This is a genomic window from Colwellia sp. M166, from assembly GCF_024585285.1.
Taxonomy (GTDB): Bacteria; Pseudomonadota; Gammaproteobacteria; order Enterobacterales; family Alteromonadaceae; genus Cognaticolwellia.
In genome coordinates this window covers 2708842-2733931 of record NZ_CP040755.1, presented here as the reverse complement: position 1 = coordinate 2733931, position 25090 = coordinate 2708842, and the positions used below count along the sequence as shown (strand labels likewise).

Genomic DNA, 25090 nt, shown 5'->3' with positions numbered 1-25090 from the left:
AACCATTAGTCTTTATTAAAATGCCTCAGTAACCAGCTTTTCACTATCAACAAAAACTCCTCCTGATGAGATATAAATGGTGCATGCGAGGCTTGTGCAAATATATGACAGTCACTATTGGGCACAAGATCATCAATCAATGGAATAACCTGCTTGGGAACTAAACCATCAAGCTTGCCATAAAGTCTGAGAAATGGTTGGTGAATATCACTTAAGGCATTAGACAAATTTGAACTTGTTAATAACGCTAGCGAATCATCTAAAATTTGCTGGCTAGGTTGTTCATGTTGCATAACTAAATCACGAATTTTCTTGATGTCTTGACGAACATTTGGGCTGCCCATCGCTTGTATCTTCAAAAAATTACTGATGGTTTTCGTGGTATCTTGCGCCAGTTGTTGATGAAACATCGCTAAAACAGCTTTTTTAATGCCGGGCCAATTATCTTCCTCAACAAATTGTGGTGAGCTAGCAACCGTGATCAACCCTAAGACCTGCTCTGGGTAATTAATAGTGATTTGACTAGCCACTAAGCCACCTAAAGACCAGCCAATATAAACGGCTGGTTTGGCAACGGCTTGTTGAACTTTTTTTGCTAAATTGACCAAGCTGTACTCAGCCACTTGAAATCCACTGTTGGTTGCAAAGCCAGGCAAATCAATGGTGATGACCTCAAAATCAACTTGCAATTGTGCTAAACATGGTTGCCAAACCGCTGAATTTAAACCCCAACCGTGAATAAATACGAGCGGAAGGCCTTGCCCTTGGCTCGCAATTTTCAATCTTTCTGCCATGCTTTCAGTCATCCGTACAGTGCTCAATATTTAGTGAAGGCATAGTTTAACGAAAGGATGTTGAAAATGGAATTTGGCAACAAGAACCGTAATGAAATAATGAGTTATTTACGCCAGTCATTATACAAGAATATAAGTAAATTAAGGCTGCATATTAGCTGTTGTTGCTTATGTGGTAATCCTTGTCAACAGCATCCGCTATTGTGTCAATATTGTCAGGCTGATTTACCCTATTTTAATCATCAGCTTGTACCATATGATTTATTATTATGGCCCGCTATTGCCAAGATAATCCCCATAAGACATTTTGATCACCTATTAGCAATAGCGCCTTATGTCTGGCCATTTGACGCTTGGATTGGTCAGTTAAAATATCAATATAAAACAGAATTCGCAGCGCTGCTAAGTTACTTGCTAATTATCCATTGGCGTCAATATCTTGAAGCTGGAAAAGCTAATATTATATCTAACAATATAATGATTTTATCGGTGCCGTTACATTTGAAGAAATGGCAAGAACGCGGTTTTAATCAAGCTCACCTTATTGCCCAAAAGTTTGCGCAGCATTTTAGCTATGATTATCAAACCAATATTATTATTCGTGAGAAGCTGACTGAAAACCAGGTTGGTAAGTCAGGAATTGAACGTAGAAAAAACTTAAAACATGCTTTTAGCATCCAATTTAATCCACAATTGTCGCTGCCCAAGCAAGTTATTTTAATTGACGATGTGGTGACCACAGGCACAACAGCAAATGAGATTTGTCGACTACTGAAAAGAAAAGGAGTGCAAAATATTACCCTCCTTAGTCTTTGTTTAGCTCTGCCCAATTAAGCTGATTTTTATTCCGCTAAGCTAGTACTAAAGGCTTTAGAAAAAAACAGACTGTTAGCGATAATTTTCATACTACCCAAAAAGTAGCCACGAAAAGCTAAATCATCCGTACTAGCAATAACTCGACCTTTGCCAACATTGTGGGCCACCAGTGTCGGATTGTTGGCTAGTCGATTAACTAAATTTTGATCCGCATAGCCGCTGAGTAATGGCAATTTACTATATTTCGCCACACTAACAAATGGTAAAATGGTTTGTTCCATAATCACCGTACTATTTCTAAATACCGGCAGTTCATTGTTTTGATAACCATAAGCCAAAGGATGACTGGTATCTAATTCTGCTTGAAAAATAGCGCCAGCGATACGTTTTCTACCCGCTAAAACTTCTTTGTCACCGTAGCTGAGTTTTTCAGTATCAAATAATTGGTCAATATGATCTTTAGTAACAAAATCAATTTTTAACAACTCTTCTGCCGACAACCAACGTGCTGCACGTTTTTGACCAAACAACACGCCACCATTAACTAACCATGATTTAAGCTTACTCACGGCTCTGCTATTTAACATTGAATACTTACCGTCCACCATAATGATGTGGCTATAATCGGCTAAATTAACCGCGGCTAAACGTTGCATTTCGACTACAGTAACCGGTATTTCCAATAAATTATCCAAATAATAAAGTACTTCGCCAGCTTCATATTGCGAGACTCCCTTACCACCGATCATCAAAACTTTTGGCGTGATCACCGGACGAAAAGAACTACTACCCATATCGATGCCTTTGACAGTTAATCCGGTTTCTAAGGCCAATAACGGAATTTGACTGGTAGCAGCAAAATTTTTCAGCACCCTTTGCCAATTATTTACCGTTTGGTTGCCCGCTGGCACAATAATGCTGCCCTGTTCAAAGGTTTTCACAACACCATCGACAACGGCTGAAAAGGTTTTAGTGGCAACTTTTGCTTTCAGCTTTGCATTAGTAATTTTGTGTAACAGTTTAGGCGCTAAAAATTCATGCCATTCAAATACATAAGCATAAGCAGAATCAACAACGTCAGCCACTTTTTCAGTCATAGGTTGCCAAGGTGTTTCCGACGTTTTCAAGCCCCAAGTTCGGCCAACTTGGGCAAAATCAATGTTCATGGCTAACGGTAATGTCCAACCTGAGACATCATAAAAAGTATTATCTTGAAAGTTTTTTTGTTGAGTAAAAAGCGCTTTAATGACTCGATACTGAGGTTGAGCTAGCGGGATGTAATAACTATGCTTTGCGGGATAAATACGCTCATGAATTTTATAGTCTTGTGTTAGTCCATAAACCTTAATTTGATGTTGTTGCAACTTACTTAAAAAACTCTGTAAGCGGTAATTATCTTTGCTTTCAGTGAAAATATAGCCATTAAAATTTTCATCACTGGCTTGTTGTTGGGCAATTTTGTAAAAGTCTTTTCGGTATGCTTTAAACTGCTCTTGATTTTTCCAAGCACCTTCAATTGTTGATAGTGACGTTAAGACATGATTTTGTATGCCATATTCAAAAGTTAATAAACCATTAACACTATTTTGTTGAAAACCTCGGCTGCTTGCTTGCTCAAATAGCACGCCAATACCGCCGTTAATATCTGGATAAGTTGAACCTTTACCGTAGTAAAAGTCATCAAAACTTTCTTCGCTGTAATATAAACGATCTTTCGCATCTAGCGCTTTGGCATGATACGTCGCTAATAGCTGTGTTAATTCAGTATTTTTTGCTAGCGTTAAAGGATGTGTTCGTGTTGGAATGCCAGGTTGAAAAAAGTAACTGCCGTGAGCACCCATTTCGTGAAAATCACCTAGAACATTTGGTTGATATTGATGAAAATAAGGTAGGCGATTTTGGCTTTCCTTTTGCGATAATAACAACCAATCACGATTTAGATCGAAACCAAAATGATTAGTACGGCCAGTACGCCATTCTTGATGATGTTCAATGTGATTTGGATCAGCATTAGGAGTTATGCCACGATGGGTAGTTACCCAATTGACAAACCTATCCATGCCATCAGGGTTAATGCTTGGCTCTATCACGATAATCGTATCATCAAGCATTTCAGCAACCGCTTTGTCTTGTGATGCCGCTAAGTGATAAGCCACCACCATAGCCGCATTGGTACCACTAATTTCATCACCATGAACACTGTAGCCTAACCAAACAACAACAGGATCGTTAGCTGATGCCGTTATGTCTGAACGTCGAGCTAAAATTTGTTCAATATTAGCTAAATTATCAGGGCTAGAAATTGTCAGTAAAACTTGCGAGCGAAATTCAGTTGTACGGCCAATTTCTTCAATTTTCACCCGAGAGGACAAATCTGCTACTTGTGTTAAATAATTTAGCACCTGATCATGACGGGGATGGCGTTCACCAATCCCAAAGCCCAATGTAGATTCCGGTGTTGGTATATTGTTGTTATATGAGGCACCTTCAGGCAAGTAAGTACTTACATCAGCACTAAAGGCGCTAAACGAAGCACTGATTAAAAATAATATTACAATTCGGCATAACGATAACAACATAAAATTTTCCTTATTTAATTGTCGGATAAAATAACAAAATAATGTCATATGAACTAGTTATCTCGTGATAATTAACTATATTTTCTATTTTTTTTCGTTTCCATATTATCAGTATCTAAATTATGCTATCTAGGACTAGCGTGAAATGACAGAGCAGAGTAAAATGTCCATACTTGAGTAAAATAGTCGGGTATTGAACATTCAACCCCAGTAGTGAAGAGTAAAATAGTATGAATATTAACATTTCAGAAACTGCACAAGAACATTTTGTAAAACTACTTTCTCAGCAAGCTGATGGTACCAGTATCCGAGTGTTTGTTGTTAATCCTGGAACAGCAAGCGCAGAATGCGGTGTATCTTACTGTCCGGCTGATGCTGTAGAAGCTGACGATATTGAACTAAAGTATGAACATTTTTCTGCCTACATAGACGCTGACAGTAAATTATTTTTAGAAGACGCGGAAATTGATTTTACTACCGATCAAATGGGTTCACAGTTAACTTTAAAAGCGCCAAACGCTAAATTACGTAAAGTAGCTGATGATGCACCATTATTTGAACGGGTAGATTACTTCTTGAAAGCAGAAGTAAATCCGCAACTCGCCGGCCATGGCGGTGAATGTACCTTAATGGAAATCACCGAAGACGGTTATGCTGTATTACAATTTGGTGGTGGCTGTAACGGTTGTGCGCAAATTGATGTAACGGTTAAAGACGGTATTGAAAAGCAATTAATTGACATGATGGGTGATGAAATTAAAGGTGTTAAAGATATGACTGAACACCAACGTGGTGAGCATTCATACTACTAATTATTGCTTTAGTGTCACTATGTCATTGTTAGAAAAAATAGGCCAAAATCCACAGCGTAGCATGCAGCGTTTTCTCTGTGGACTTGGTCTTTTTGTTTTAGGAGCTTGTTTTATCTTGCTCGGGCTATATCAAAGCCATATCTGGCAAATAATCGGCTTAATTATTTTAGCTTGTGGCTGTCTACTTGCCATTTACGGTTACATTGGTATGTTTGCCAATCGCTTATATCATATCGTTAATCGTACAAAAGATTAAAACGAGAGCCTGTTCCGCTGATAATGCCACGCTAACGTTACTCCACGCGCCAACATAAACACCGAAAATGCCGCCCATAAACCATGGTTACCATAGTCTTTTAACAGCCACCAGACAGGAAAGAAGCAGCCAAATGTCGCAATAAGCATACTATTTCTCATTACTGCTGCTTGCATCAAACCAACATAAACACCATCATATAAATAACACCAACAGGCGAGCAGTGGCAACGCAATGATCCAAAACATATGTTGCTGCGCATATTCAACAACTTCAGGAATACTCGATATGGTTGAAATGAAATATTGCCCACCAAGATAAAACAGTAAACTATAAATGATCGCAAAGATGCCGGTCCAAAAAAGTGCGATATTAACACTAGCAAAAATATTTTTCTGCTTCCCTTGACCTTTAGCCTTGCCAACCATGACTTCAGCTGCATTAGCAATACCATCTAGACCAAAAGATATCAGCAGTAAGAAATTCATTAAGATGGCATTAGCAGCAACGACATCATCACCTAAGCGCGCACCTTGAAAAGTCATAAAGATAAAACATATCTCTAAACATAAGGTGCGAATTAAAATATCTCGATTAAGTTTGAAGTAACTTAACAAAGCTGACTTTTCAAAAATCAGCTCAATCAAGTGTTTACTTGAGGTAAACAAGCCAACAATTTTCTGCTTAAAATGAGTAAAAACTAACCCTAAGCCGATCAATAAACCACTATATTCTGCGATTAATGTTGCCGTAGCTACACCTTTAACCTGCCAGTCAAAACCGATAACAAACAATAAGTCCAATAACAAGTTAATCAAATTAGTAGCAACAATTAACCACAGCACAATTTTTGCTTTATGATTACCCAGTAACCATCCTAAAATAACTAAGTTCGCTAACGCAGCCGGTAAGCCCCAAATGCGAATTGCACTATACTCACGCGCATAAAACTGTACTTGCTGCGAACCACCAGCTAAAGATAAGGCAAAGTCTAAATAAAATACTTGCAGCGCAATAACCGTCAAACCAATGGCAAAAGCAACAATAATACCGCGTAATAAAATTAAACTGTTTAATTCGTTATCATTTTTGCCTAAGGCTTGTGCTGATAACCCTGTGGTCGACATGCGTAAAAAACCACACAACCAAGTAATGGCGGTGATGAGCATAGCGCCGACTGTGCTGCCGCCTAAATAATAAGAATATTCCAGATGGCCGATAACCGCAGTGTCGACTAAGCCTAATAATGGCGCGGTAATATTTGATAAAATCATTGGCAGGGCAAGAATAAATAGCTGCTTATGACGCTCTATATCATTGAATTTCAAAAAAAGCCGACCTTTGTTGGCAAATGGACTGTATAAATAGTGTAAAAAAAGCTATTTTAAGCAGGAGCTTAAAAACCTTATAAACATTTTAGGAAGATTACCATGAAATACCGCTTGTTGGCAGCACTGTGCTATTGTCTTCACATGACCAGTTTTGCCACTGTCATTTTACAATATCATCATGTCAGCGCTACTACGCCTGCGAGTACCAGTATTTCTCCTGAGCAATTTTCACTGCATATGCAATACCTTGAGGACAATAACTTTAAAGTCATTGCATTATCGACGTTAATGACTTCAATTAAGCAGCAAAAGCCACTACCAGATAAGTCAGTGGTGATCACCTTTGATGATGCTTATTTAGATATTCTAACTCATGGTAAACCGATTTTAGATAAACACGAATTTCCATTCACCATTTTTATCAACCCCAGTATTGTTGAGCGTAATTCAAGTCACTATTTATCATGGCAGCAACTAAAAGCCATGGCTGACGATGGCGTAATTATCGCTAACCATGGTATGACTCACGATTCACTAACACGGGTTCCTGAAGGTGTCAGTCAGCAAGCCTGGCTAGCCCAAAATACCGAATCGCTATTAAACGCAGAACAGTTAATTGCTGAAAAAACCGGACAAAGTTGGCGCTATTTTGCTTACCCATATGGTGAATATAGTCCTGAGATCCAGCAGTGGATAAAAAGTAATGACTTTGTCGCTTTTTCACAGCAATCAGGCGCAGTCGGATTAGCAACAGATATCACCAGTATCCCACGTTTTCCTGCATCTCAACCTTATGATCAATTATCAAGCTTACGCGATAAACTTAACGCTTTAGCTTTTAATATTCATCTTGCCGGTGAAAATCAACAAACTATTTTTCAACAGGGAGAGTCTACATCTGTTAGCTTTACTATCGAAGTAGATGACTTCAACCCAGAACAGTTACATTGCTATATTTCAGGTTTGGGCCGTCAAAAAATTCAATGGCAAGGTGAGGAAATGTTTACCATCAATTATAGTGCGCCTTTACCCACAGGACGTGTGCGCTGCAATTGTACAGCACCGAGTATTAGCGAGCCTGGACGTTACTATTGGTTTTCTAAACCTTGGTTTATTCTAAAAGAAAACCGTCAATGGTACCCACTATAATGCTATAAGTGAGAAAGCCTTTGCGCTCTAGTATGACAGCTATCCATTCGGATTCAGCCTTTCACTAGCTCAATACAAAGCAACTATTTTAGCAAAGTCACTGACCAGTTTATCGCCTTCAATCACGGGGACTTCGCCCAGAGCCTGTTTAGGTTTGAAAATAGCTTCGACCTTACCCGCCGGGTTAATCAACACCAAAGACGCACTGTGATCAACGAGATAGTTGCTTACTGTTTGTCCGTGATCATCACCATTCGACTCAGTAATGGCATACATTAAACCTAAATTACGAGCGAATGGAAATAGTGTACCGTGATCGCCATGCAAAGCTTTGAATTCAGGATTAAAATAACCAATATAACTAGCAAGCTTTTCTTGCGTATCACGTTTAGGATCAACAGAAACTAGCAATACTTGACTATTATTTGCGATGGCTTTTAGCTCATCATAAATAAAATTCATTTCTTGCAAGGTGGTTGGGCATACGTCCGGACATGATGTGTAGCCGAAGAACATCCAACTCCAATGTTCTTTTAACGAGGCATTGTTAAAGGTGTTACCAAGATGGTCAGTTAATTCGAAAGGCTTAACGTCACGCGCTTGTTGATAATGCAAAGCGAATTCAACATTGGCCTTTTTATTAAGTTGGCCAAATAACATAACACCCGCCACTAGCGCACCAACAGCGACAATTAAGGTAACAATTTTATTCATTAGCCGGTCACCGGTAATAAGTAATGATCAAGTAGCAGAATAATAAATAACGCCATTAAATGCACAATAGAAAACTTAAAGGTATCCATCGCAGTACTCTCATCAGCATTAAATTTTAATTTCCAAGCATAAGCAAAAAACACTGAGTTTAACACCACGGTACCAATTAAATACAACCAATTACTCATGCCGACTAAGTAAGGCAGCAAACCAACGACAAATAACAAAACCGTATACAGTAATATTTGCGTTTTAGTAAAATTAACCCCGTGAGTTACCGGTAGCATGGGGATATTTACTTTCGCATAATCATCTTTACGATGAATCGCCAAAGCCCAAAAGTGTGGCGGAGTCCAAGTAAATATTATTAGCACTAATAACAAGGCATTAGCATGAATTTCATTAGTCATTGCCGTCCAACCCAATAATGGTGGAATCGCGCCAGCTAAACCACCAATGGTAATATTCTGCGGCGTAGCACGCTTTAAATACATAGTATAAACAAAGCTATAACCGACTAAGCCTGAAAAAGTTAACCAAGCGGTTAGTGGGTTAACAAAGCTATATAGAATTACAAAGCCTGTTACCGCTAGCGCTATAGCAAACATTGAGGCACTGCGTGCAGTAAGTCTACCATTAGGCAAAGGTCTGTTATGTGTTCGCCCCATCACACTGTCAATGCGTTCATCCACAATATGATTTATCGCAGCAGCTGCCGAAGACAAAAAGCCTATACCTATCATTGATGGCACTAATACTTGCCAAGGAATAACCCCTGGTACTGATAGACACATACCCACTAAAGCAGTGAGTACGAGTAATGCTACAACGCGAGGTTTAGTTATTTCATAATAATCACGCCAAGTTGCTGTACTAGGTGCGCTATGACTTGCTGCTATTGTGTTAGTTTGCCCCATAATATGCCCCTAAATTTTACGTTTTAAACTGTATGTCATGGTAATTAATGACATCATTAACATAGCTGCCACAACGTTGTGGCTTACAGCTACACTCAAGGGTAACGAAAACCAGACATTACTGATCCCTAAGCCAACTTGCACGCTGAGAATAAAGCCTAAACTCAGCGCGGCATTTCTGAAAAATGGCGATTGTGCTTTGCGATAAACACGAATAACTAGCCACAACAAATATAGTGTGGTGACGATAGCGCCAAAGCGATGCATGACATGAATAGTTAGGCGTGAAGCATGATCGAGATGGCCAAACTCATAACTGTCTTTTTCTGGTGGTATTAAATCAAAGGCATGTTCAAAGTTTACTTGTTCTGCCCAGCCAGCTTGGCATATAGGCAACTCAGTACATGTTAATGCCGCGTAATTCGCCGCAGTCCAACCGCCTAAACCAATTTGCCCGACTAAAATAAAAATACCAATAAGTCCAAATTTTGCATATTTTTTTAGGGCAAAATCTCCACCGGGCACTCGATAACCATGCAAACGTAGATATAATAAAAACAATAAGCATAAAGTCGTAAAACCGCCTAATAAATGCCCCATCACCACTACAGGCATTAGTTTCATAGTAACCGTCCACATACCCAGCGCCGCTTGGAATATCACCACCAGCAAAATTAGAATAGGTAAACCAACAGGCCCACCTTGTGCTCGTCGCTTTAAAGACATCAAAGCTATGATCAAGATCAGTAGCCCTAATGAGCCAGCAAAATAACGATGGATCATTTCATTCCATGCTTTATGTACCTCAACTGGACGTTCTGGAAACGCTTGTTCAGCAGCAACAATTTGCTCAGTCGTAGCGGGAACCTTTAATAAACCATAACAACCGGGCCAATCTGGGCAGCCCAAACCAGCATGAGTTAGTCGTGTATATGCACCTAAACTCACCACAACAATGGCTAATAAAATGCTAACAAAAACCAGTTTTCTAATATCTGAGGAGCTTTGTGTTCTCATTTAGCCAATCCTTGAATATTTAAGTAATTTCTTAAAGTCAGCCAAGATTGCTTTACCAAACTGGGGTAATTGTTCAACATTTTTAGGAGGTAAGTGACTAAGGATGACATTGCCTAAGGGATCAACAATCAGTACTTGCGATTGCGTAATCGTACTTTTTGCCAAAGCAGGCATAGCTTGAACATGCCATTTTTTCAGTTGAATTTTACTTGCCTGTTCATCAGTTAAATTCTGTTGCGTTAGTGCCACAGGCATAACACGTGGCATTTCTTTTCCTAACGCGATATAAGTATTATTAACACTCACCAGCGTTTTTTCACATTGTTGATCGCAACTTGCAGGTAAGGTGTATAGCAACAACCAGTGATGATCAAAATCTGTAAGATTGAGCCCAAGCTTGGCGAGGGTTAATTCATTTTCGAGTAATTGTCCTTGATTAGTCACCCCATAATTAAACCACTGTTGATTTAAAGCTAATTTAGCCAATACCACGGGAATAACAAACACAGCCAAAAGGATCAACATACTACGGCGTGATTTATTTACTTCTGAAGAATTCATACAACTCAGCCTTTTATTCTTATTATTCGATTTCGGTACTTTTCTTATACTTTGATTATTTTTAAATAGTACTCTGACTTTTACTCATTTTTATCGCAGCCCAGATCATTAAGCTTATCCACGCTAACGCCAAACTAAACCACTGAAAAGCATAAGCCCGATGCTTTTCTGGTGGCATTACGATGGCTTGCCAGTTCTTTTTATAACCAATAGTCTCTTTTTTATCTAAGTAAACCACAAAGGGCAATAGTTTCTTACCAATTAAGGGTGAAAATTTATCTAATTCAATTTGTTGTACTCTTAATGGCCATGTCGGATTAACTAAATTTTGTGCTTGCAATTGAATACCTACTTCAACTTCTCGAACATGGCCAGTTATAACATGTTGGCCTGTAATTGCTGTTATTGTTGGCAAAACATTACGGTCTATTGAGCCTTGTACCCAACCTAAGTTAACTAAAACGGCATAACCTTGACTTGTGATGACTTGATAGACACGATAACCCAAGCGGCCATGATCAGGTTGGTTATCAAGTAAAAAAACTTTATCTTCAATAAATACCCCATCAAGTTTAATCGGCAAGTCATTAATACCATCTTGCAAACCGTTAAGTGCTAACACTTGCGTTAACGATAAAGCTTGTTGTTGGCTTAATTCACTGATGCGTAGTTGACGTTGCTCTTTTTCAAGTGCTCGCTCACTTTGCCAAAATCCAAGCTTGATTAATAACGAAAATACTAGCATGGTAAATAAAACCATTGGCCAGTTTAGTTGTTTTAACTTGTGCTGAGGTGATACAAAATTCATAGACTACCGCATGTTCAAGAACAAAAAACAAACTATAAAAGAGAGAATGCTGTGTTAATTAAAATTATGATTATCGGCTTATTAATGCTTATGGTTTATAACCTATTTAAAGCATTATTCGCCATGAATAAAAACGATCCTGAGAAGCCACCTATGACTAAGTTCATCGGCCGACGGGTAGTAACATCCGTCGTGATCATATTATTACTGTTAGTGGGTATTTTCACTGGGCTTATTACACCTAACCCACGCCCATATTAACTATTCATAAAATGACATAACAAAAAAGTGCTCAACTCGGTAAGCAGCTAAGCACTTCATCGTTATAACGGGTTAAATGATATAAACAAAAACAAACAGTAATACCCAAACCACATCCACAAAGTGCCAATACCAACTTGCTGCTTGAAAGGCGAAGTGATTTTTCGGCGTAAAGTGACCTTTAAACACGCGAATTAGCATCACTAACAGCATAATAGTGCCTAAGGTGACATGCATACCATGAAAGCCGGTTAGCAGATAAAAGGTATTGCCGTAGATACCGCTATTTAAGTACAGTCTCATTTCTTCGGCATAACCGTGCGCGTACTCTAAACCTTGGCAATATAAGAATATACCACCTAACAACACAGTTAAGCCTAACCAAAATTTTAATAAGCCGCGTTTTTCTTGCTCTAATGACACATGAGCAAAGTGGGCAGTGATCGAGGAAGTCAACAGTAAAATCGTGTTAATTAATGGTAAACCATACCAACCCATCGCCGTTGTTTCTGTTCCGTCAGGGGTCTTAACTAGTGGCCAAGTTGCGGTAAACTCTGGCCATAAAATGGCCGCGGTTGCCGCATTATTACCCGCACCACCAAGCCAAGGGACTGAAAAGGTACGAGCGTAAAGCAAAGCACCAAAAAAAGCGGCAAAAAACATCACTTCTGAAAAAATGAACCAACTCATCCCTTGTCGAAATGAATTGTCCATTTGATGGCTATATTTTCCTGACATTGACTCTGTAATAACATTGTTAAACCAGCCAAATACCATATAAATAATCAGTGCGATACCGGCGAGTAAAATCCAACCGCCACCGCTACTTTCAGGATTATTAAGATTTGAAACATAATTACCGGCACCGACAGCAATTAAAAATAACGCTATCGCGCCTATAATTGGCCATTTGCTTTGCGCTGGTACGTAATAACTTTCGTATTCTTTTGTTGTCATTGTTGTTCCCCTCATTTAAGTGCCAAGCACTTAAGAATCAACTGAGCTTGTAATATCGTATAAGGTGTAAGAAAGCGTGATAGTACTAACGTCGTCAGGTAAGTCTAAATCGATATAAAACTGTAATCCCATTTCAACGTCTTCGCTGGCTTTTAACGGCTGATTATTAAAACAAAAGCATTCTATCTTTTGAAAGTAAATTGCCGCCCTTCCCGGTGATACTGACGGCACTGCTTGGCCGACAATATCGCTTACAGACTCATTTTTGGCATAAAACTTAACGATTTTTCTCTCACCAGGATGTACTTTTACTTCATTAATCATTGGCTCAAATCGCCAAGGAATGCCCTTGGCGGTTCGGGTCAAAAACTGTACAGTAATCGTACGTTCGGTATCTATGCTTGCGGCTTTATAACTTGCAGCCACGTTAGACGTTTTACCGTTTAATCCGGTGATATCACAAAATACGTCATATAACGGCACCATCGCAAAACCAAAACCAAACATAGCAAACACAATCAACATCAGCTTTTTAACTGTTTTTTTCACTGATGCGTCTTTAGCGTCTACTTGCGCTTGCTTTGACAACTTATTTTGCGATTCGCTGTTAATCATTCTGCCCCCAGTTAATCGATTTTTGGTGGTGTAGTAAAGGTATGGTATGGCGCAGGGCTAGGCACTGTCCATTCCAAACCTTCAGCGCCATCCCAAGGTTTCGCTGGTGCTTTTTCGCCACCTCTAATACACTTGATCACTAACACCAAGAAGATTAATTGCGAAAGTCCAAAGGCGAAACCACCAATACTGACCCACTTATTAAAGTCTGCAAATTGCAAAGCATAATCGGGAATACGACGAGGCATACCCGCTAAGCCTAAAAAGTGCATCGGAAAGAATAATAAGTTTACCGACACTAAAGAACACCAAAAATGCCACTTACTTAAGGTGTCGTTGTACATGTGGCCAGTCCATTTTGGTAACCAGTAATAAGCACCTGCAAAAATGGAAAATAACGCCCCTGTCACTAATACATAGTGAAAATGAGCCACAACGAAGTAAGTATCATGATATTGAAAATCCACGGGGGTCATCGCTAGCATCAAGCCAGAAAAGCCACCAATAGTGAACAAAATTACGAAGGCAATAGAGAACAACATCGGGGTTTCAAAACTAATCGAGCCACGCCACATCGTTGCCGCCCAGTTAAACACTTTCACGCCAGTAGGTACGGCAATTAACATGGTGCAATACATGAAGAACAGCTCACCAAATAACGGCATCCCTGTGGTAAACATGTGATGCGCCCAAACAATGAACGACAAAAATGCAATTGATGCTGTCGCGTAGACCATTGAGCTATAACCAAAGAGCTTTTTACGTGAAAATGCGGGAATGGTAGTAGAAACAATACCAAAAGCCGGCAAGATCATGATGTACACCTCAGGATGACCGAAGAACCAGAAAATATGTTGAAACATTACTGGGTCGCCACCACCGGCGGCATCAAAGAAGCTTGTACCAAAGTAAGTATCGGTTAACACCATAGTAACAGTACCTGCGAGCACCGGCATCACCGCGATTAACAAATAAGCTGTAATAAAAAATGTCCAAACAAACAATGGCATTTTCATGTAAGTCATACCCGGCGCGCGCATATTCATGATGGTGACGACAATATTAATAGCCCCCATAATCGACGATATACCCATGATATGCACTGCAAAAACAAAAAATGCGGTACTACCATTACTGTAAGTTGTTGATAGAGGTGCGTAGAAGGTCCAACCAAAATTTGGCGCACCGCTATCTAAAAAGAAAGTTGATAATAATATCGCAAAAGCAAAGGGCAGGATCCAAAAGCTCCAGTTATTCAACCGTGGTAATGCCATATCAGGTGCACCTACCATCATAGGTAGCATCCAGTTAGCCAAACCCGTAAAGGCTGGCATTATCGCGCCAAACACCATGATCAAACCATGCACTGTGGTCATTTGGTTAAAAAAGTCAGGCTCAACTATCTGAAGTCCCGGCTGAAATAACTCAGCTCGGATAACTAGCGCCATAACACCGCCAGTCAAAAACATGATAAATGAGAACCATAAATACATCGAGCCGATGTCTTTATGGTTAGTGGTATATAACCAGCGTTTCAGGCCAGTCATTTTATGATCGTGGTGATCACCGTCATGTGAGTCATGCTCGGATTGATCATTAATTACATCTGTAGTCATTATAACGCCTCCCTACTTCGCACTGGCAGCAACATCTGCTGGCTGGACTAAATCACCGGTGTTGTTACCCCAAGCATTTCGCTCAAAAGTGATAACTGCAGCAATTTGCGTTTTAGTTAATTGGCTAGCAAACGCTGCCATCGCTGGATTTTTCTTGCTGCCATTAAGCACCATATCCATATGCACTGCTATATTACCAGTGGCAATTGCACTACCTTTAAGAGCAGGAAATACCGGCGCCATCCCTGCACCATTCGCTTGATGACAAGCCACACAAGCAGTCATATAAACTTTTTCACCCATAGTCATTAATTCATCTTGGCTATAGACCTTAGATAAATCTTCAGCAGGGATCTCTTCAGCTACTTTAGCAACAACTTGCTCTTTAGCATCAACAGCCACTTGCGTAACTGTATCAGTGACATTTGCAACAGCAGCGCCGGAAGCAGCTTTTACATCCGCGGCTTGCACCGCATCACCGGTATTATTACCCCAAGCATTACGCTCGTAAGTTACAACTGCAGCAATTTCTTTTAAGCTTAATTGTTTGCCATAACCTTGCATACCCGTGCCTGCTCGACCATTAAAGACAACGTTGATATGTTCGCTTGCTGGGCCAGTAGTGGCAATTGCACTACCTTTAAGTGCTGGGAATGCCGGTGGTAAACCTTGTCCACTCACTTGATGACATGCCGCACAATAGGCGATATATGTTGTTTCACCTAGCTGCATTAGCTCGTCCATAGGAACAGACGCATTTAATGATGCCGCTTCAGCTGCTGCAGCGTTAGCTTGTAGTTGCTTTTGCTCATCAAGCCAAATGGCATAGTCGGCTTCAGTTTTCACTTCAACAACAATCGGCATAAAGCCATGATCTTTACCACAAAGCTCAGCACATTGGCCACGATAGGTACCCGGTTTATCAACCTTAGTCCAAGCTTCGTTAATAAAACCAGGGTTCGCATCTTGTTTTACCGCGAATGCAGGTACCCACCAAGCATGGATAACATCATCCGAAGTAATAACAAAACGAACTTTTTTATTGATTGGAATAACTAAAGGACGATCAACTTCTAGCAGGTAGTGTTCACCTTTTTCGGCCGAGGTACCATCTTGGTTTTCGTATTGCTCACGTGGAGTAGACAGTACTGAGTAAAACTCAATATCTTGATCAAAGTACTTATAGTGCCACTTCCACTGCGAGCCAGTAACTTGCACAGTAATGTCAGCATCATCATTATTTTCCATATCAATGAGCGTAATTGTGGCAGGAACTGCCATGGCAATAAGAATAACGACTGGGATAGCCGTCCATAGAATTTCAACTTTTGTGCTTTCATGGAAGGTAGCTGGCTTCGCCCCTTTTGATTTACGGTGAAACACCATAGACCAAAACATAGCGCCAAATACTACAACACCAATGGCAGTACAGATATAGAGTACCAACATATGCAAATCATATACGTCTCGACTAACTTCTGTAACACCTTTGGTCAAGTTCAGTGACATATCTGCCCAAACTGAACTAGACAATAAACTCCCTAGCAACAGTAAACCTAGGTTACGTCTTTTCACTCGACATCTCCTTCACCCTTTGAGGCTAAATAACACAATATAATCATTAAAAACAATGAATATGGTTATCTCGCGCATACATTTATTATTATTTAAGTGACGAATTTTCAAACAACAATCAATTACGTCCTCTTGTTATTTTTGTACGTTTTCTAGACTAGAATTACTCAAAACTTGATCTGGGTCAATTTATAATTTCATAAGAAAGAAAAATAAAAACTAATAAATACAATAGAGTAATAACCCTAAAACAAGGTGAAAACTGCATTTATACTGGCATAGCTTCAATGTTCATTTTTCATTCAGCACGCAAATATCATGCAGAATAATAAATAATCAGCACTGAAAGTGACTGTACAAAAAAAAGTCAACTGTCAGTATAAATTGATGACAAAGAAAATTACTCTACATAAATAAACCTTAGATACATAATAACGAGTAGAAGTAAGAAAAGCCCAAATTTGAAAGGTAAATAGCTTGAACTAACAACGAATAAATTACTTTTATATCGCGTGTGTAGACCTAAAGTGTAAATAGGGGAGGGAGATATATAAATGACTGCAGATCTAAACAAGGTAATTGATTAAATCCACAACATCATTCGATGATACAACAGTAAAAGTGTCTGAAAGTTATCACATCCAATCAGCTGCGCGGATAACGCCAACCGCAACACCTTCAACATTGAAATTCTGCGAAGTTAAATCAACTTTAATTGGCGCGAAATCTTCATTTTCAGCATGTAAATAAACCACATTACCTTCACGCTTAAAACGTTTCACCGTAACATCGTCTTCAACACGAGCAACAATAACCTGGCCATTTTTTACGTCATTAGTTTGATGAACCGCAAGTAAATCGCCATCCATAATACCGATATTCTTCATACTTTCGCCATGAACACGTAATAAATAATCAGCAGCAGGATGAAATAAACTACCGTCAATTTTGTAATGTTGCTCCACATGCTCTTGAGCTAAAATAGGCTCTCCAGCTGCCACTCGGCCAATTAATGGCAAACCGTCTTCAATGATAAACTCTTCAGCTAAACGAATGCCACGCGATGTGCCTGGTAACATTTCAATATAACCTTTCTTAGCTAATGCTTTTAAATGTTCTTCTGCTGCATTTGCCGATTTAAAACCAAAAAAATTAGCAATTTCGGCACGTGTTGGTGGCATACCGGTATCAGAAATTTTGTCTCTAATGAGATCAAAAATCTGCTGTTGTCTAGGTGTTAAAGGGCGCATAGTTAATCCTTAGGCTAGCTTATCAGCAAACCTGTATTTTTAAACAGTATTACTGTTATTGTATACAGGCTGTAAGTAAACGCAAGGAGTTATTATAATCAGCACTATAATCATGAATGTAACACTCACTCGAAGAGCTACATCGGCTAGTCATAAGTGTGATGGCGTGTAACGCTAAAACGATTCAGAATACGATGAATAATATACACCGCGCTTAAACTTGCTATTACAGCTAAACAAACCGAACTAAAGCGATAGAGTGCGCTGAAGATTAGATCTTGTCCTGGTCCTAAAGATTGACCAAATAAAATACCAAAAGTGGTTAAAACCCCAAAACCAACTCCTGGCGCCCCACCACCTAGAATATGAAATCGACTAAATATCAACGACAAAATCCAGAGTATAACAACAGGAAATAACAAAAAGTCACTATGCGTGTATAACAATAACTGTGCAACTAAGGCGGCGCTACAACCGATAAGTGTACCTATTATGCGTTGCCAACTTGCTATCCCGGCAGCTTTCCAACATAAAGAAAATAAGATTAAAATAGATGCGGCCTGAGCAGAAATTGAATCTTGTAAATCTAGTGTTTGAAAAAACACAAAAGACAGTGTCGCAACACTCGCACATAAAAGCACTTCATGACGTATGCTTTCTTTAGCTTTTTCAGGCATCAATCGAGCAGCTCGAGCTGTTACATCAGGAAACAGACCATGCATCAATATTGCAATAATTATCGTCATTATGATCGCAACAGCATTACTTAATATTAATGGGTATATACTTGCATTATCAACAATATAACTAGCAAAATGTAATTGAATTGATAAGCTCACAGCGCCTAAAGCACCAAACAAAAAAGCACCTGAAGTACTCATTTGATAAAACAAAAAACAAAAGGTAATAAAAACAAGCATTGTCATTAAAACAGGTAAGTGCGAAAACGCCCCCTGCATCACTAACACTATACATGCACTAAATGCAGCACTGGCAATAAACTGCCTTATGACTGATGTATTAATAATCGGCACCAACCCCAATATCAACATAGGATAAACAGTAAAAAATATCCCATTCGGCCAGTTCATTAATTTACTTAGTGCGAACCCAACGGTACAACCCCCAGCAATACGCAAGGCTTGGCGTAATCCATTGGCATCAAGCTGTGTCGGTTGGCTAATGACTTTATTCATATAATGCTCTACTAATAAATGTAGTGTAACCAACTAATAAAACGTATTTGCATTGAGCCTAACCACTGACCAAACCATGAATCTGGCAACAATTGTACCGTTGCTCTTGCGCCACTCGGCATATTAGCAAGTAATGTCTCATTCGTTGATAACTGCAAATGAATGCGTTGACGCTGAGCATCTCGTACCCAACGATTACTTGTCTCGGTAGTACTCAGTAAGCCATTCGCGCTTAATTGCCCATCACTCACACCCGCTTCAAAGCTAACAATTTTAGCATCATATACTTCACCTGGACGGCTATCGAATACAACTTTTGCTAAACTTCCTATTCTCATATTTAGTAGTGATTTTTCACGAAAATCAGCAACTAAATCAGCTTTATTAGCCACTATTGCCAATAGAGGCGTGCCAGTAGAGGCATAAGCACCGTCAAGTAATTGTAAGTTAGCAACGACACCACCACTGAGTGCTCGCACTTTTGTGTATGACAAATTAAGCTCAGCTTTCGCTAATTGATTAGCGGCATGATGCAACGCTAAATTATTATCACCTGAATCTCCTCGATCTAAAATAGCTGCAGATAGCTGCGCCTCAAAAGCCGTTACACTTGACTCACTTGCTTCAAAGTTTGCCCTAATGCTTTCAAGGTTTTGTTCAGAAATAGAGTTTTGTTTATATAATTTTTCACCTCTATTCTTTAATAGCTTTTGTTCATGTTGTTTTGCTTTAGCAGCACTAATTTGTGCCTCAAGCACTTTAATATTAGTATCAAGACGCTGATTGAGTAATTTAGCATCATCATAGGCAAGTTTAGCTTGTTCATACACAAGTAAATAACTGCTATTATCGATTTCAAATAATAAATCATCTGCTTCTACTGCTTGATTATTACTCACAACTACATTAGTTACTCTGCCACCAATTTGAGGTGCTATTTGCACAACGGAATGATAAACCCGCGCTTGTGGTGTAACCGGAAACCAAATATCCGCAATAACATAATAGATGAAGATTAAAATAAATCCGACTAATGAACATTTTACATAACGAGCAAATTTTTGATCAGGTGTCATGAATATTTCCGTGATTAGTAGATTGTTTAATATAAGTTTTTGCGTTTTCTTCAATTTTAACTAAACCATAGGCCATCATATCAAGTTGCTCATGGTTCAAACCGTTATAAAGCTGATCTTTTATATTGGCTATTTTCTCTTGCAAGGTGATCAGTACATTCCTGCCTTGCGCAGTAAAATATATTCTTTTACTGCGTTTATCTTTCTGATCGACTTTACGCACAATCAATAACGACTCTTCAAGTTGTTTAAGTGTCCGTGTCAGCGAGGGCATCTCAATAGCTAAACTATGCGCTAATTCAAGTTGTGTTGTCCCTTCTTTGAGCACATTTATATGTACTAATGTTCTCCAACGACACTGTGTTAACCCTAACGGTTCAACAGCAATAGTGACAACTTCTCGACATAACCTATGCACACGACCCATATTGCCACATAAAGTTAAATCGAGTGTTTCATAAAAAGGCGGCTGTTTTATCATAGTAGTCTCTACTTACTTAGCAAGCTAACTAGTTTATCATTAGTTAGCTTGCTAAGTAAATATAGAGTAATCACTTTAAAATATAAATTTCTAGTCCTTAGCATTGTCTCTGCTGATGTCTTATAAAGTGTATTTTATTACGGTGTTATTTCTTTAGAATTAATATAATAAATGAATTAGCAACACCAACTGACGAGAGGCAGCTGTCACTCAGGTTAGTCACACTATTATTATCATTGGTGTTTCAACATAGTGCGTAACTTTTTAAACGCCAGAAAGTAAAAAGCCTACCAATGACGTGCATGGATGCACTAATGCCCTAAGCACATGGATGTGAGGAGCGGTGTCCTACTGACGTATAGGATATATTAATGTCGTGGGCATATGAATATGCAGCAACGACCTCACATAAAGAGAAGAACACCCACACGCTCTCATTCGACGCTAGTATATTTGACGTGAAGGGAATTACTAATGCCGTGAGTGCATGGATGCACAAGAACGAGCACTTCTGCGTCTCTTTATATAGCGAATTTCCTACAAGGATGTAGGTCACTAGAACAACGCAGGAGTAGTTGTCGAGGGTTCAAGGGGGCCACGGTGCTATTGTTGCAATTTTTTATTTAAACGCTAGATAGCAAAAAGATTTAAATGTCAGAAAGCAAAAAACCCGTAGCATTAGCTACGGGTTTCTCTTAATAGAAGCCTAGCAATGTCCTACTCTCACATGGGAACTCCCACACTACCATCGGCGCTAACACGTTTCACTTCTGAGTTCGGAATGGGATCAGGTGGGGCCATGTCGCTATTGTCGCTAGACAAAAATTTTCTTGTTAATTACCAAATTGACGCCATTGCTACAATCGCTCTGATACTCATTGAGTAAACTCAACTTCGTTTCTCGCTCATTTGCTGCTTTGTCAATTCGTCACTTACCTTCGTAAATGATTAACAAGTAATAATCTTAGAAAGCTGAACTCTGTTAAGAGTTAAAAATACTCGTTTTACTGATAGCTGACAGCTTTTAACTGTTAGCTTATCTATCTCTTATTCACACTATTGTCATGCGTGATGTGTGTATTCCTACACTGTGTCAAACTTCATACAACAAAACCACTTGGGTGTTGTATGGTTAAGCCTCACGGGTAATTAGTATTGGTTAGCTCAATGCCTCGCAGCACTTCCACACCCAACCTATCAACGTTGTAGTCTCCAACGACCCTTTAGGGAGCTTAAAGCTCCAGTGAGAACTCATCTCAAAGCCTGCTTCCCGCTTAGATGCTTTCAGCGGTTATCAGTTCCGAACGTAGCTACCGGGCAATGCTATTGGCATAACAACCCGAACACCAGCGGTTCGTCCACTCCGGTCCTCTCGTACTAGGAGCAGCCCTCTTCAATTCTCAAACGCCCACGGCAGATAGGGACCGAACTGTCTCACGACGTTCTAAACCCAGCTCGCGTACCACTTTAAATGGCGAACAGCCATACCCTTGGGACCGACTTCAGCCCCAGGATGTGATGAGCCGACATCGAGGTGCCAAACACCGCCGTCGATATGAACTCTTGGGCGGTATCAGCCTGTTATCCCCGGAGTACCTTTTATCCGTTGAGCGATGGCCCTTCCATACAGAACCACCGGATCACTATGACCTACTTTCGTACCTGCTCGACGTGTCTGTCTCGCAGTTAAGCTGGCTTATGCCATTGCACTAACCGTACGATGTCCGACCGTACTTAGCCAACCTTCGTGCTCCTCCGTTACTCTTTAGGAGGAGACCGCCCCAGTCAAACTACCCACCAGACAGTGTCCCCAAGCCCGATAAGGGCCCTAGGTTAGAACATCACGCATACAAGGGTGGTATTTCAAGGTTGGCTCCACCACATCTAGCGACATGGTTTCAAAGCCTCCCACCTATCCTACACATGTAGGAGCAATGTTCACTGTCAAGCTATAGTAAAGGTTCACGGGGTCTTTCCGTCTAGCCGCGGGTATACGGCATCTTAACCGCAATTTCAATTTCACTGAGTCTCGGGTGGAGACAGTGTGGCCATGATTACGCCATTCGTGCAGGTCGGAACTTACCCGACAAGGAATTTCGCTACCTTAGGACCGTTATAGTTACGGCCGCCGTTTACCGGGGCTTCGATCATGAGCTTCGTCCGAGGACTAACCCAATCAATTAACCTTCCGGCACCGGGCAGGCGTCACACCGTATACGTCATCTTTCGATTTTGCACAGTGCTGTGTTTTTAATAAACAGTTCCAGCCACCTGGTTACTTCGACTCTCCATTGCTTACTGAGCAAGTCATTCACATTAGAGAGCGTACCTTCTCCCGAAGTTACGGTACTATTTTGCCTAGTTCCTTCACCCGAGTTCTCTCAAGCGCCTTAGTATTCTCTACCTAACCACCTGTGTCGGTTTGGGGTACGGTTCCTATATATCTGAAGCTTAGAAGCTTTTCCTGGAAGCATGGCATCAATGACTTCATCTCCTTGGAGACTCGTCTCGTATCTCAGCGTTTAAATGAAATCCCGGATTTACCTAAGATAACCGCCTACATACTTTCACACGGACTACCAACGCCGTGCTCACCTAGCCTACTCCGTCCCTCCTTCGCAATATATAGAAGTACAGAAATATTAATCTGTTTCCCATCGACTACGCGTTTCCGCCTCGCCTTAGGGGCCGACTTACCCTGCCCTGATTAACATGGGACAGGAAACCTTGGTCTTTCGGCGGGGGAGTTTTTCACTCCCCTTATCGTTACTCATGTCAGCATTCGCACTTCTGATACCTCCAGCAAGCTTTTACAACTCACCTTCAACGGCTTACAGAACGCTCCCCTACCACTTGTTCCTAAGAACAAATCCGCAGCTTCGGTGACTAGTTTAGCCCCGTTACATCTTCCGCGCAGACCGACTCGACTAGTGAGCTATTACGCTTTCTTTAAAGGATGGCTGCTTCTAAGCCAACCTCCTAGCTGTCTATGCCTTTCCACATCGTTTCCCACTTAACTAGTACTTTGGGACCTTAGCTGGCGGTCTGGGTTGTTTCCCTCTTCACAACGGACGTTAGCACCCGTAGTGTGTCTCCCGCATATCACTCATTGGTATTCGGAGTTTGCAAAGGGTTGGTAAGTCGGGATGACCCCCCTAGCCTTAACAGTGCTCTACCCCCAATGGTGTTCGTGCGAGGCTCTACCTAAATAGATTTCGGGGAGAACCAGCTATCTCCCGGCTTGATTAGCCTTTCACTCCGACCCACAAGTCATCACCGCATTTTTCAACATACGTGTGTTCGGTCCTCCAGTTGATGTTACTCAACCTTCAACCTGCCCATGGGTAGATCGCCGGGTTTCGGGTCTATACCCTGCAACTAAACGCGCAGTTAACACTCGCTTTCGCTACGGCTCCCCTATTCGGTTAACCTTGCTACAGAATATAAGTCGCTGACCCATTATACAAAAGGTACGCAATCACCGGACTAAATCCGGCTCTCACTGCTTGTACGTATGCGGTTTCAGGTTCTATTTCACTCCCCTCACAGGGGTTCTTTTTCGCCTTTCCCTCACGGTACTGGTTCACTATCGGTCAGTTAGGAGTATTTAGCCTTGGAGGATGGTCCCCCCATGTTCAGTCAACGTTTCACGTGTGCCGACCTACTCGATTTCATGATAAGTTTATTTTCGTGTACGGGACTATCACCCTGTATCGTTCTACTTTCCAGTAGATTCCACTAACTTACAAACCACTTAAGGGCTAATTCCCGTTCGCTCGCCGCTACTAAGGAAATCTCGGTTGATTTCTTTTCCTCGGGGTACTTAGATGTTTCAGTTCTCCCGGTTCGCCTCATTAAGCTATGTATTCACTTAATGATACCCGCCTTACGACGGGTGGGTTTCCCCATTCGGATATCTTTGGCTATAACGGTTTTTATCACCTCACCAAAGCTTTTCGCAGATTAACACGTCCTTCATCGCCTCTAACTGCCAAGGCATCCACCACATACGCTTAGTCACTTAACCATACAACCCTAAGTAGTCTCTTCTAATAAAGAATAAAAAAACAAAGTACAAGCAGGTGACAAAACCCGCTCAATTGTAAAGTCTGACATTTTCACGCACACAAAGTGTGTCTTGAATAAGAGTGGTAATTCATTACATTTAGTAAACTAAACGAAACAAACTACCGGGTTGATTACGTTTCCGAGGAGGACCCGTAATCACCATCATTAACAGGCGATATTCCCATTAACAACAGCTTGGTATTTATAATTTACAAACAACAGCGCGACACCGTGTTTGCCA

21 protein-coding genes and 2 rRNA genes are annotated in these 25090 nt (G+C 40.4%); 5 read left to right on the top strand and 18 right to left on the bottom strand.

The features are described from left to right. Nucleotides 1-5: 5 nt before the first annotated feature. Nucleotides 6-806 carry a pimeloyl-ACP methyl ester esterase BioH gene (gene bioH / locus FGD67_RS12430; protein ID WP_257171472.1) on the bottom strand — a complete coding sequence of 267 codons (801 nt, stop codon included), beginning with the start codon at nucleotides 804-806 and terminating at the stop codon, nucleotides 6-8. A gap of 54 nt (nucleotides 807-860) precedes the next feature. On the opposite strand from bioH, the gene FGD67_RS12425 reads away from it, so the two are divergent. Further along, the gene (locus FGD67_RS12425; RefSeq protein WP_257171471.1) at nucleotides 861-1628 is read left to right on the top strand and encodes a ComF family protein; all 768 of its coding nucleotides are present in this window, start codon (nucleotides 861-863) and stop codon (nucleotides 1626-1628) included. An 8-nt stretch (nucleotides 1629-1636) separates the two neighbouring features. On the opposite strand, the gene FGD67_RS12420 is transcribed toward FGD67_RS12425, so the two are convergent. Further along, on the bottom strand, nucleotides 1637-4189 hold the full coding sequence (locus FGD67_RS12420; protein ID WP_257171470.1) for a M14 family zinc carboxypeptidase: 2553 nt from the start codon (nucleotides 4187-4189) through the stop codon (nucleotides 1637-1639). Nucleotides 4190-4419: 230 nt separating this feature from the next. Between FGD67_RS12420 and nfuA the strand changes: the two genes are divergently transcribed. Both nfuA and FGD67_RS12410 read left to right on the top strand, forming a co-directional pair. Beyond that, nucleotides 4420-5001, top strand: coding sequence for a Fe-S biogenesis protein NfuA (gene nfuA / locus FGD67_RS12415; RefSeq protein WP_257171469.1), 582 nt, complete (start codon nucleotides 4420-4422; stop codon nucleotides 4999-5001). A 19-nt stretch (nucleotides 5002-5020) separates the two neighbouring features. Beyond that, on the top strand, nucleotides 5021-5257 hold the full coding sequence (locus tag FGD67_RS12410) for a hypothetical protein (protein WP_257171468.1): 237 nt from the start codon (nucleotides 5021-5023) through the stop codon (nucleotides 5255-5257). Here the strand turns inward: FGD67_RS12410 and FGD67_RS12405 are convergent. Continuing rightward, nucleotides 5254-6585, bottom strand: a complete 1332-nt coding sequence (locus FGD67_RS12405; RefSeq protein WP_257171467.1) for an MATE family efflux transporter — start codon at nucleotides 6583-6585, stop codon at nucleotides 5254-5256. The genes FGD67_RS12410 and FGD67_RS12405 overlap by 4 nt on opposite strands. A 102-nt stretch (nucleotides 6586-6687) precedes the next feature. On the opposite strand from FGD67_RS12405, the gene FGD67_RS12400 reads away from it, so the two are divergent. Next, nucleotides 6688-7737 carry a polysaccharide deacetylase family protein gene (locus tag FGD67_RS12400; RefSeq protein ID WP_257171466.1) on the top strand — a complete coding sequence of 350 codons (1050 nt, stop codon included), beginning with the start codon at nucleotides 6688-6690 and terminating at the stop codon, nucleotides 7735-7737. A gap of 69 nt (nucleotides 7738-7806) precedes the next feature. Here the strand turns inward: FGD67_RS12400 and FGD67_RS12395 are convergent, their stop codons facing one another. The 5 genes from FGD67_RS12395 to FGD67_RS12375 form a co-directional block, all read right to left on the bottom strand. Then, entirely contained in the window at nucleotides 7807-8451 is a 645-nt protein-coding gene (locus tag FGD67_RS12395; RefSeq protein ID WP_257171465.1) for an SCO family protein, read from the bottom strand. Next, a complete protein-coding gene (cyoE, locus tag FGD67_RS12390) occupies nucleotides 8451-9368 on the bottom strand; it encodes a heme o synthase (RefSeq protein ID WP_257171464.1) in 918 nt (305 codons plus the stop codon). The genes FGD67_RS12395 and cyoE overlap by 1 nt, the downstream gene beginning before the upstream one ends. 9 nt (nucleotides 9369-9377) lie before the next feature. Continuing rightward, nucleotides 9378-10361: a heme A synthase gene (locus FGD67_RS12385; protein WP_373567883.1), complete on the bottom strand. Its 984-nt coding sequence runs from the start codon at nucleotides 10359-10361 to the stop codon at nucleotides 9378-9380. Between the two features lie 24 nt (nucleotides 10362-10385). Further along, nucleotides 10386-10946: a hypothetical protein gene (locus FGD67_RS12380; protein ID WP_257171462.1), complete on the bottom strand. Its 561-nt coding sequence runs from the start codon at nucleotides 10944-10946 to the stop codon at nucleotides 10386-10388. Between the two features lie 61 nt (nucleotides 10947-11007). Beyond that, nucleotides 11008-11754, bottom strand: a complete 747-nt coding sequence (locus tag FGD67_RS12375; RefSeq protein ID WP_257171461.1) for an SURF1 family protein — start codon at nucleotides 11752-11754, stop codon at nucleotides 11008-11010. Between the two features lie 51 nt (nucleotides 11755-11805). On the opposite strand from FGD67_RS12375, the gene FGD67_RS12370 reads away from it, so the two are divergent. Next, a complete protein-coding gene (locus FGD67_RS12370) occupies nucleotides 11806-12015 on the top strand; it encodes a DUF2909 domain-containing protein (RefSeq protein ID WP_257171460.1) in 210 nt (69 codons plus the stop codon). A 72-nt stretch (nucleotides 12016-12087) separates the two neighbouring features. Here the strand turns inward: FGD67_RS12370 and FGD67_RS12365 are convergent, their stop codons facing one another. From FGD67_RS12365 to FGD67_RS12320, 10 genes are all read right to left on the bottom strand, one after another. Then, on the bottom strand, nucleotides 12088-12972 hold the full coding sequence (locus tag FGD67_RS12365; RefSeq protein ID WP_257171459.1) for a cytochrome c oxidase subunit 3: 885 nt from the start codon (nucleotides 12970-12972) through the stop codon (nucleotides 12088-12090). Nucleotides 12973-13002: 30 nt separating this feature from the next. Continuing rightward, nucleotides 13003-13587, bottom strand: coding sequence for a cytochrome c oxidase assembly protein (locus tag FGD67_RS12360; RefSeq protein WP_257171458.1), 585 nt, complete (start codon nucleotides 13585-13587; stop codon nucleotides 13003-13005). Between the two features lie 11 nt (nucleotides 13588-13598). Then, a complete protein-coding gene (gene ctaD / locus FGD67_RS12355) occupies nucleotides 13599-15203 on the bottom strand; it encodes a cytochrome c oxidase subunit I (protein ID WP_373567767.1) in 1605 nt (534 codons plus the stop codon). A 12-nt stretch (nucleotides 15204-15215) separates the two neighbouring features. Then, nucleotides 15216-16712, bottom strand: a complete 1497-nt coding sequence (gene coxB / locus FGD67_RS12350; RefSeq protein WP_257175109.1) for a cytochrome c oxidase subunit II — start codon at nucleotides 16710-16712, stop codon at nucleotides 15216-15218. 701 nt (nucleotides 16713-17413) lie between these two features. Then, nucleotides 17414-18028 carry a transcriptional repressor LexA gene (gene lexA, locus FGD67_RS12345; RefSeq protein ID WP_257171457.1) on the bottom strand — a complete coding sequence of 205 codons (615 nt, stop codon included), beginning with the start codon at nucleotides 18026-18028 and terminating at the stop codon, nucleotides 17414-17416. A 146-nt stretch (nucleotides 18029-18174) separates the two neighbouring features. Further along, nucleotides 18175-19224, bottom strand: coding sequence for a DUF2955 domain-containing protein (locus tag FGD67_RS12340; RefSeq protein ID WP_257171456.1), 1050 nt, complete (start codon nucleotides 19222-19224; stop codon nucleotides 18175-18177). Between the two features lie 11 nt (nucleotides 19225-19235). Beyond that, nucleotides 19236-20300, bottom strand: coding sequence for an HlyD family secretion protein (locus FGD67_RS12335; RefSeq protein WP_257171455.1), 1065 nt, complete (start codon nucleotides 20298-20300; stop codon nucleotides 19236-19238). Beyond that, a complete protein-coding gene (locus tag FGD67_RS12330; RefSeq protein ID WP_257171454.1) occupies nucleotides 20290-20781 on the bottom strand; it encodes a MarR family transcriptional regulator in 492 nt (163 codons plus the stop codon). The genes FGD67_RS12335 and FGD67_RS12330 overlap by 11 nt, the downstream gene beginning before the upstream one ends. 704 nt (nucleotides 20782-21485) lie before the next feature. Then, nucleotides 21486-21600, bottom strand: a 5S ribosomal RNA gene (gene rrf, locus FGD67_RS12325). Between the two features lie 309 nt (nucleotides 21601-21909). Beyond that, nucleotides 21910-24808, bottom strand: a 23S ribosomal RNA gene (locus FGD67_RS12320). Nucleotides 24809-25090 lie beyond the last annotated feature (282 nt).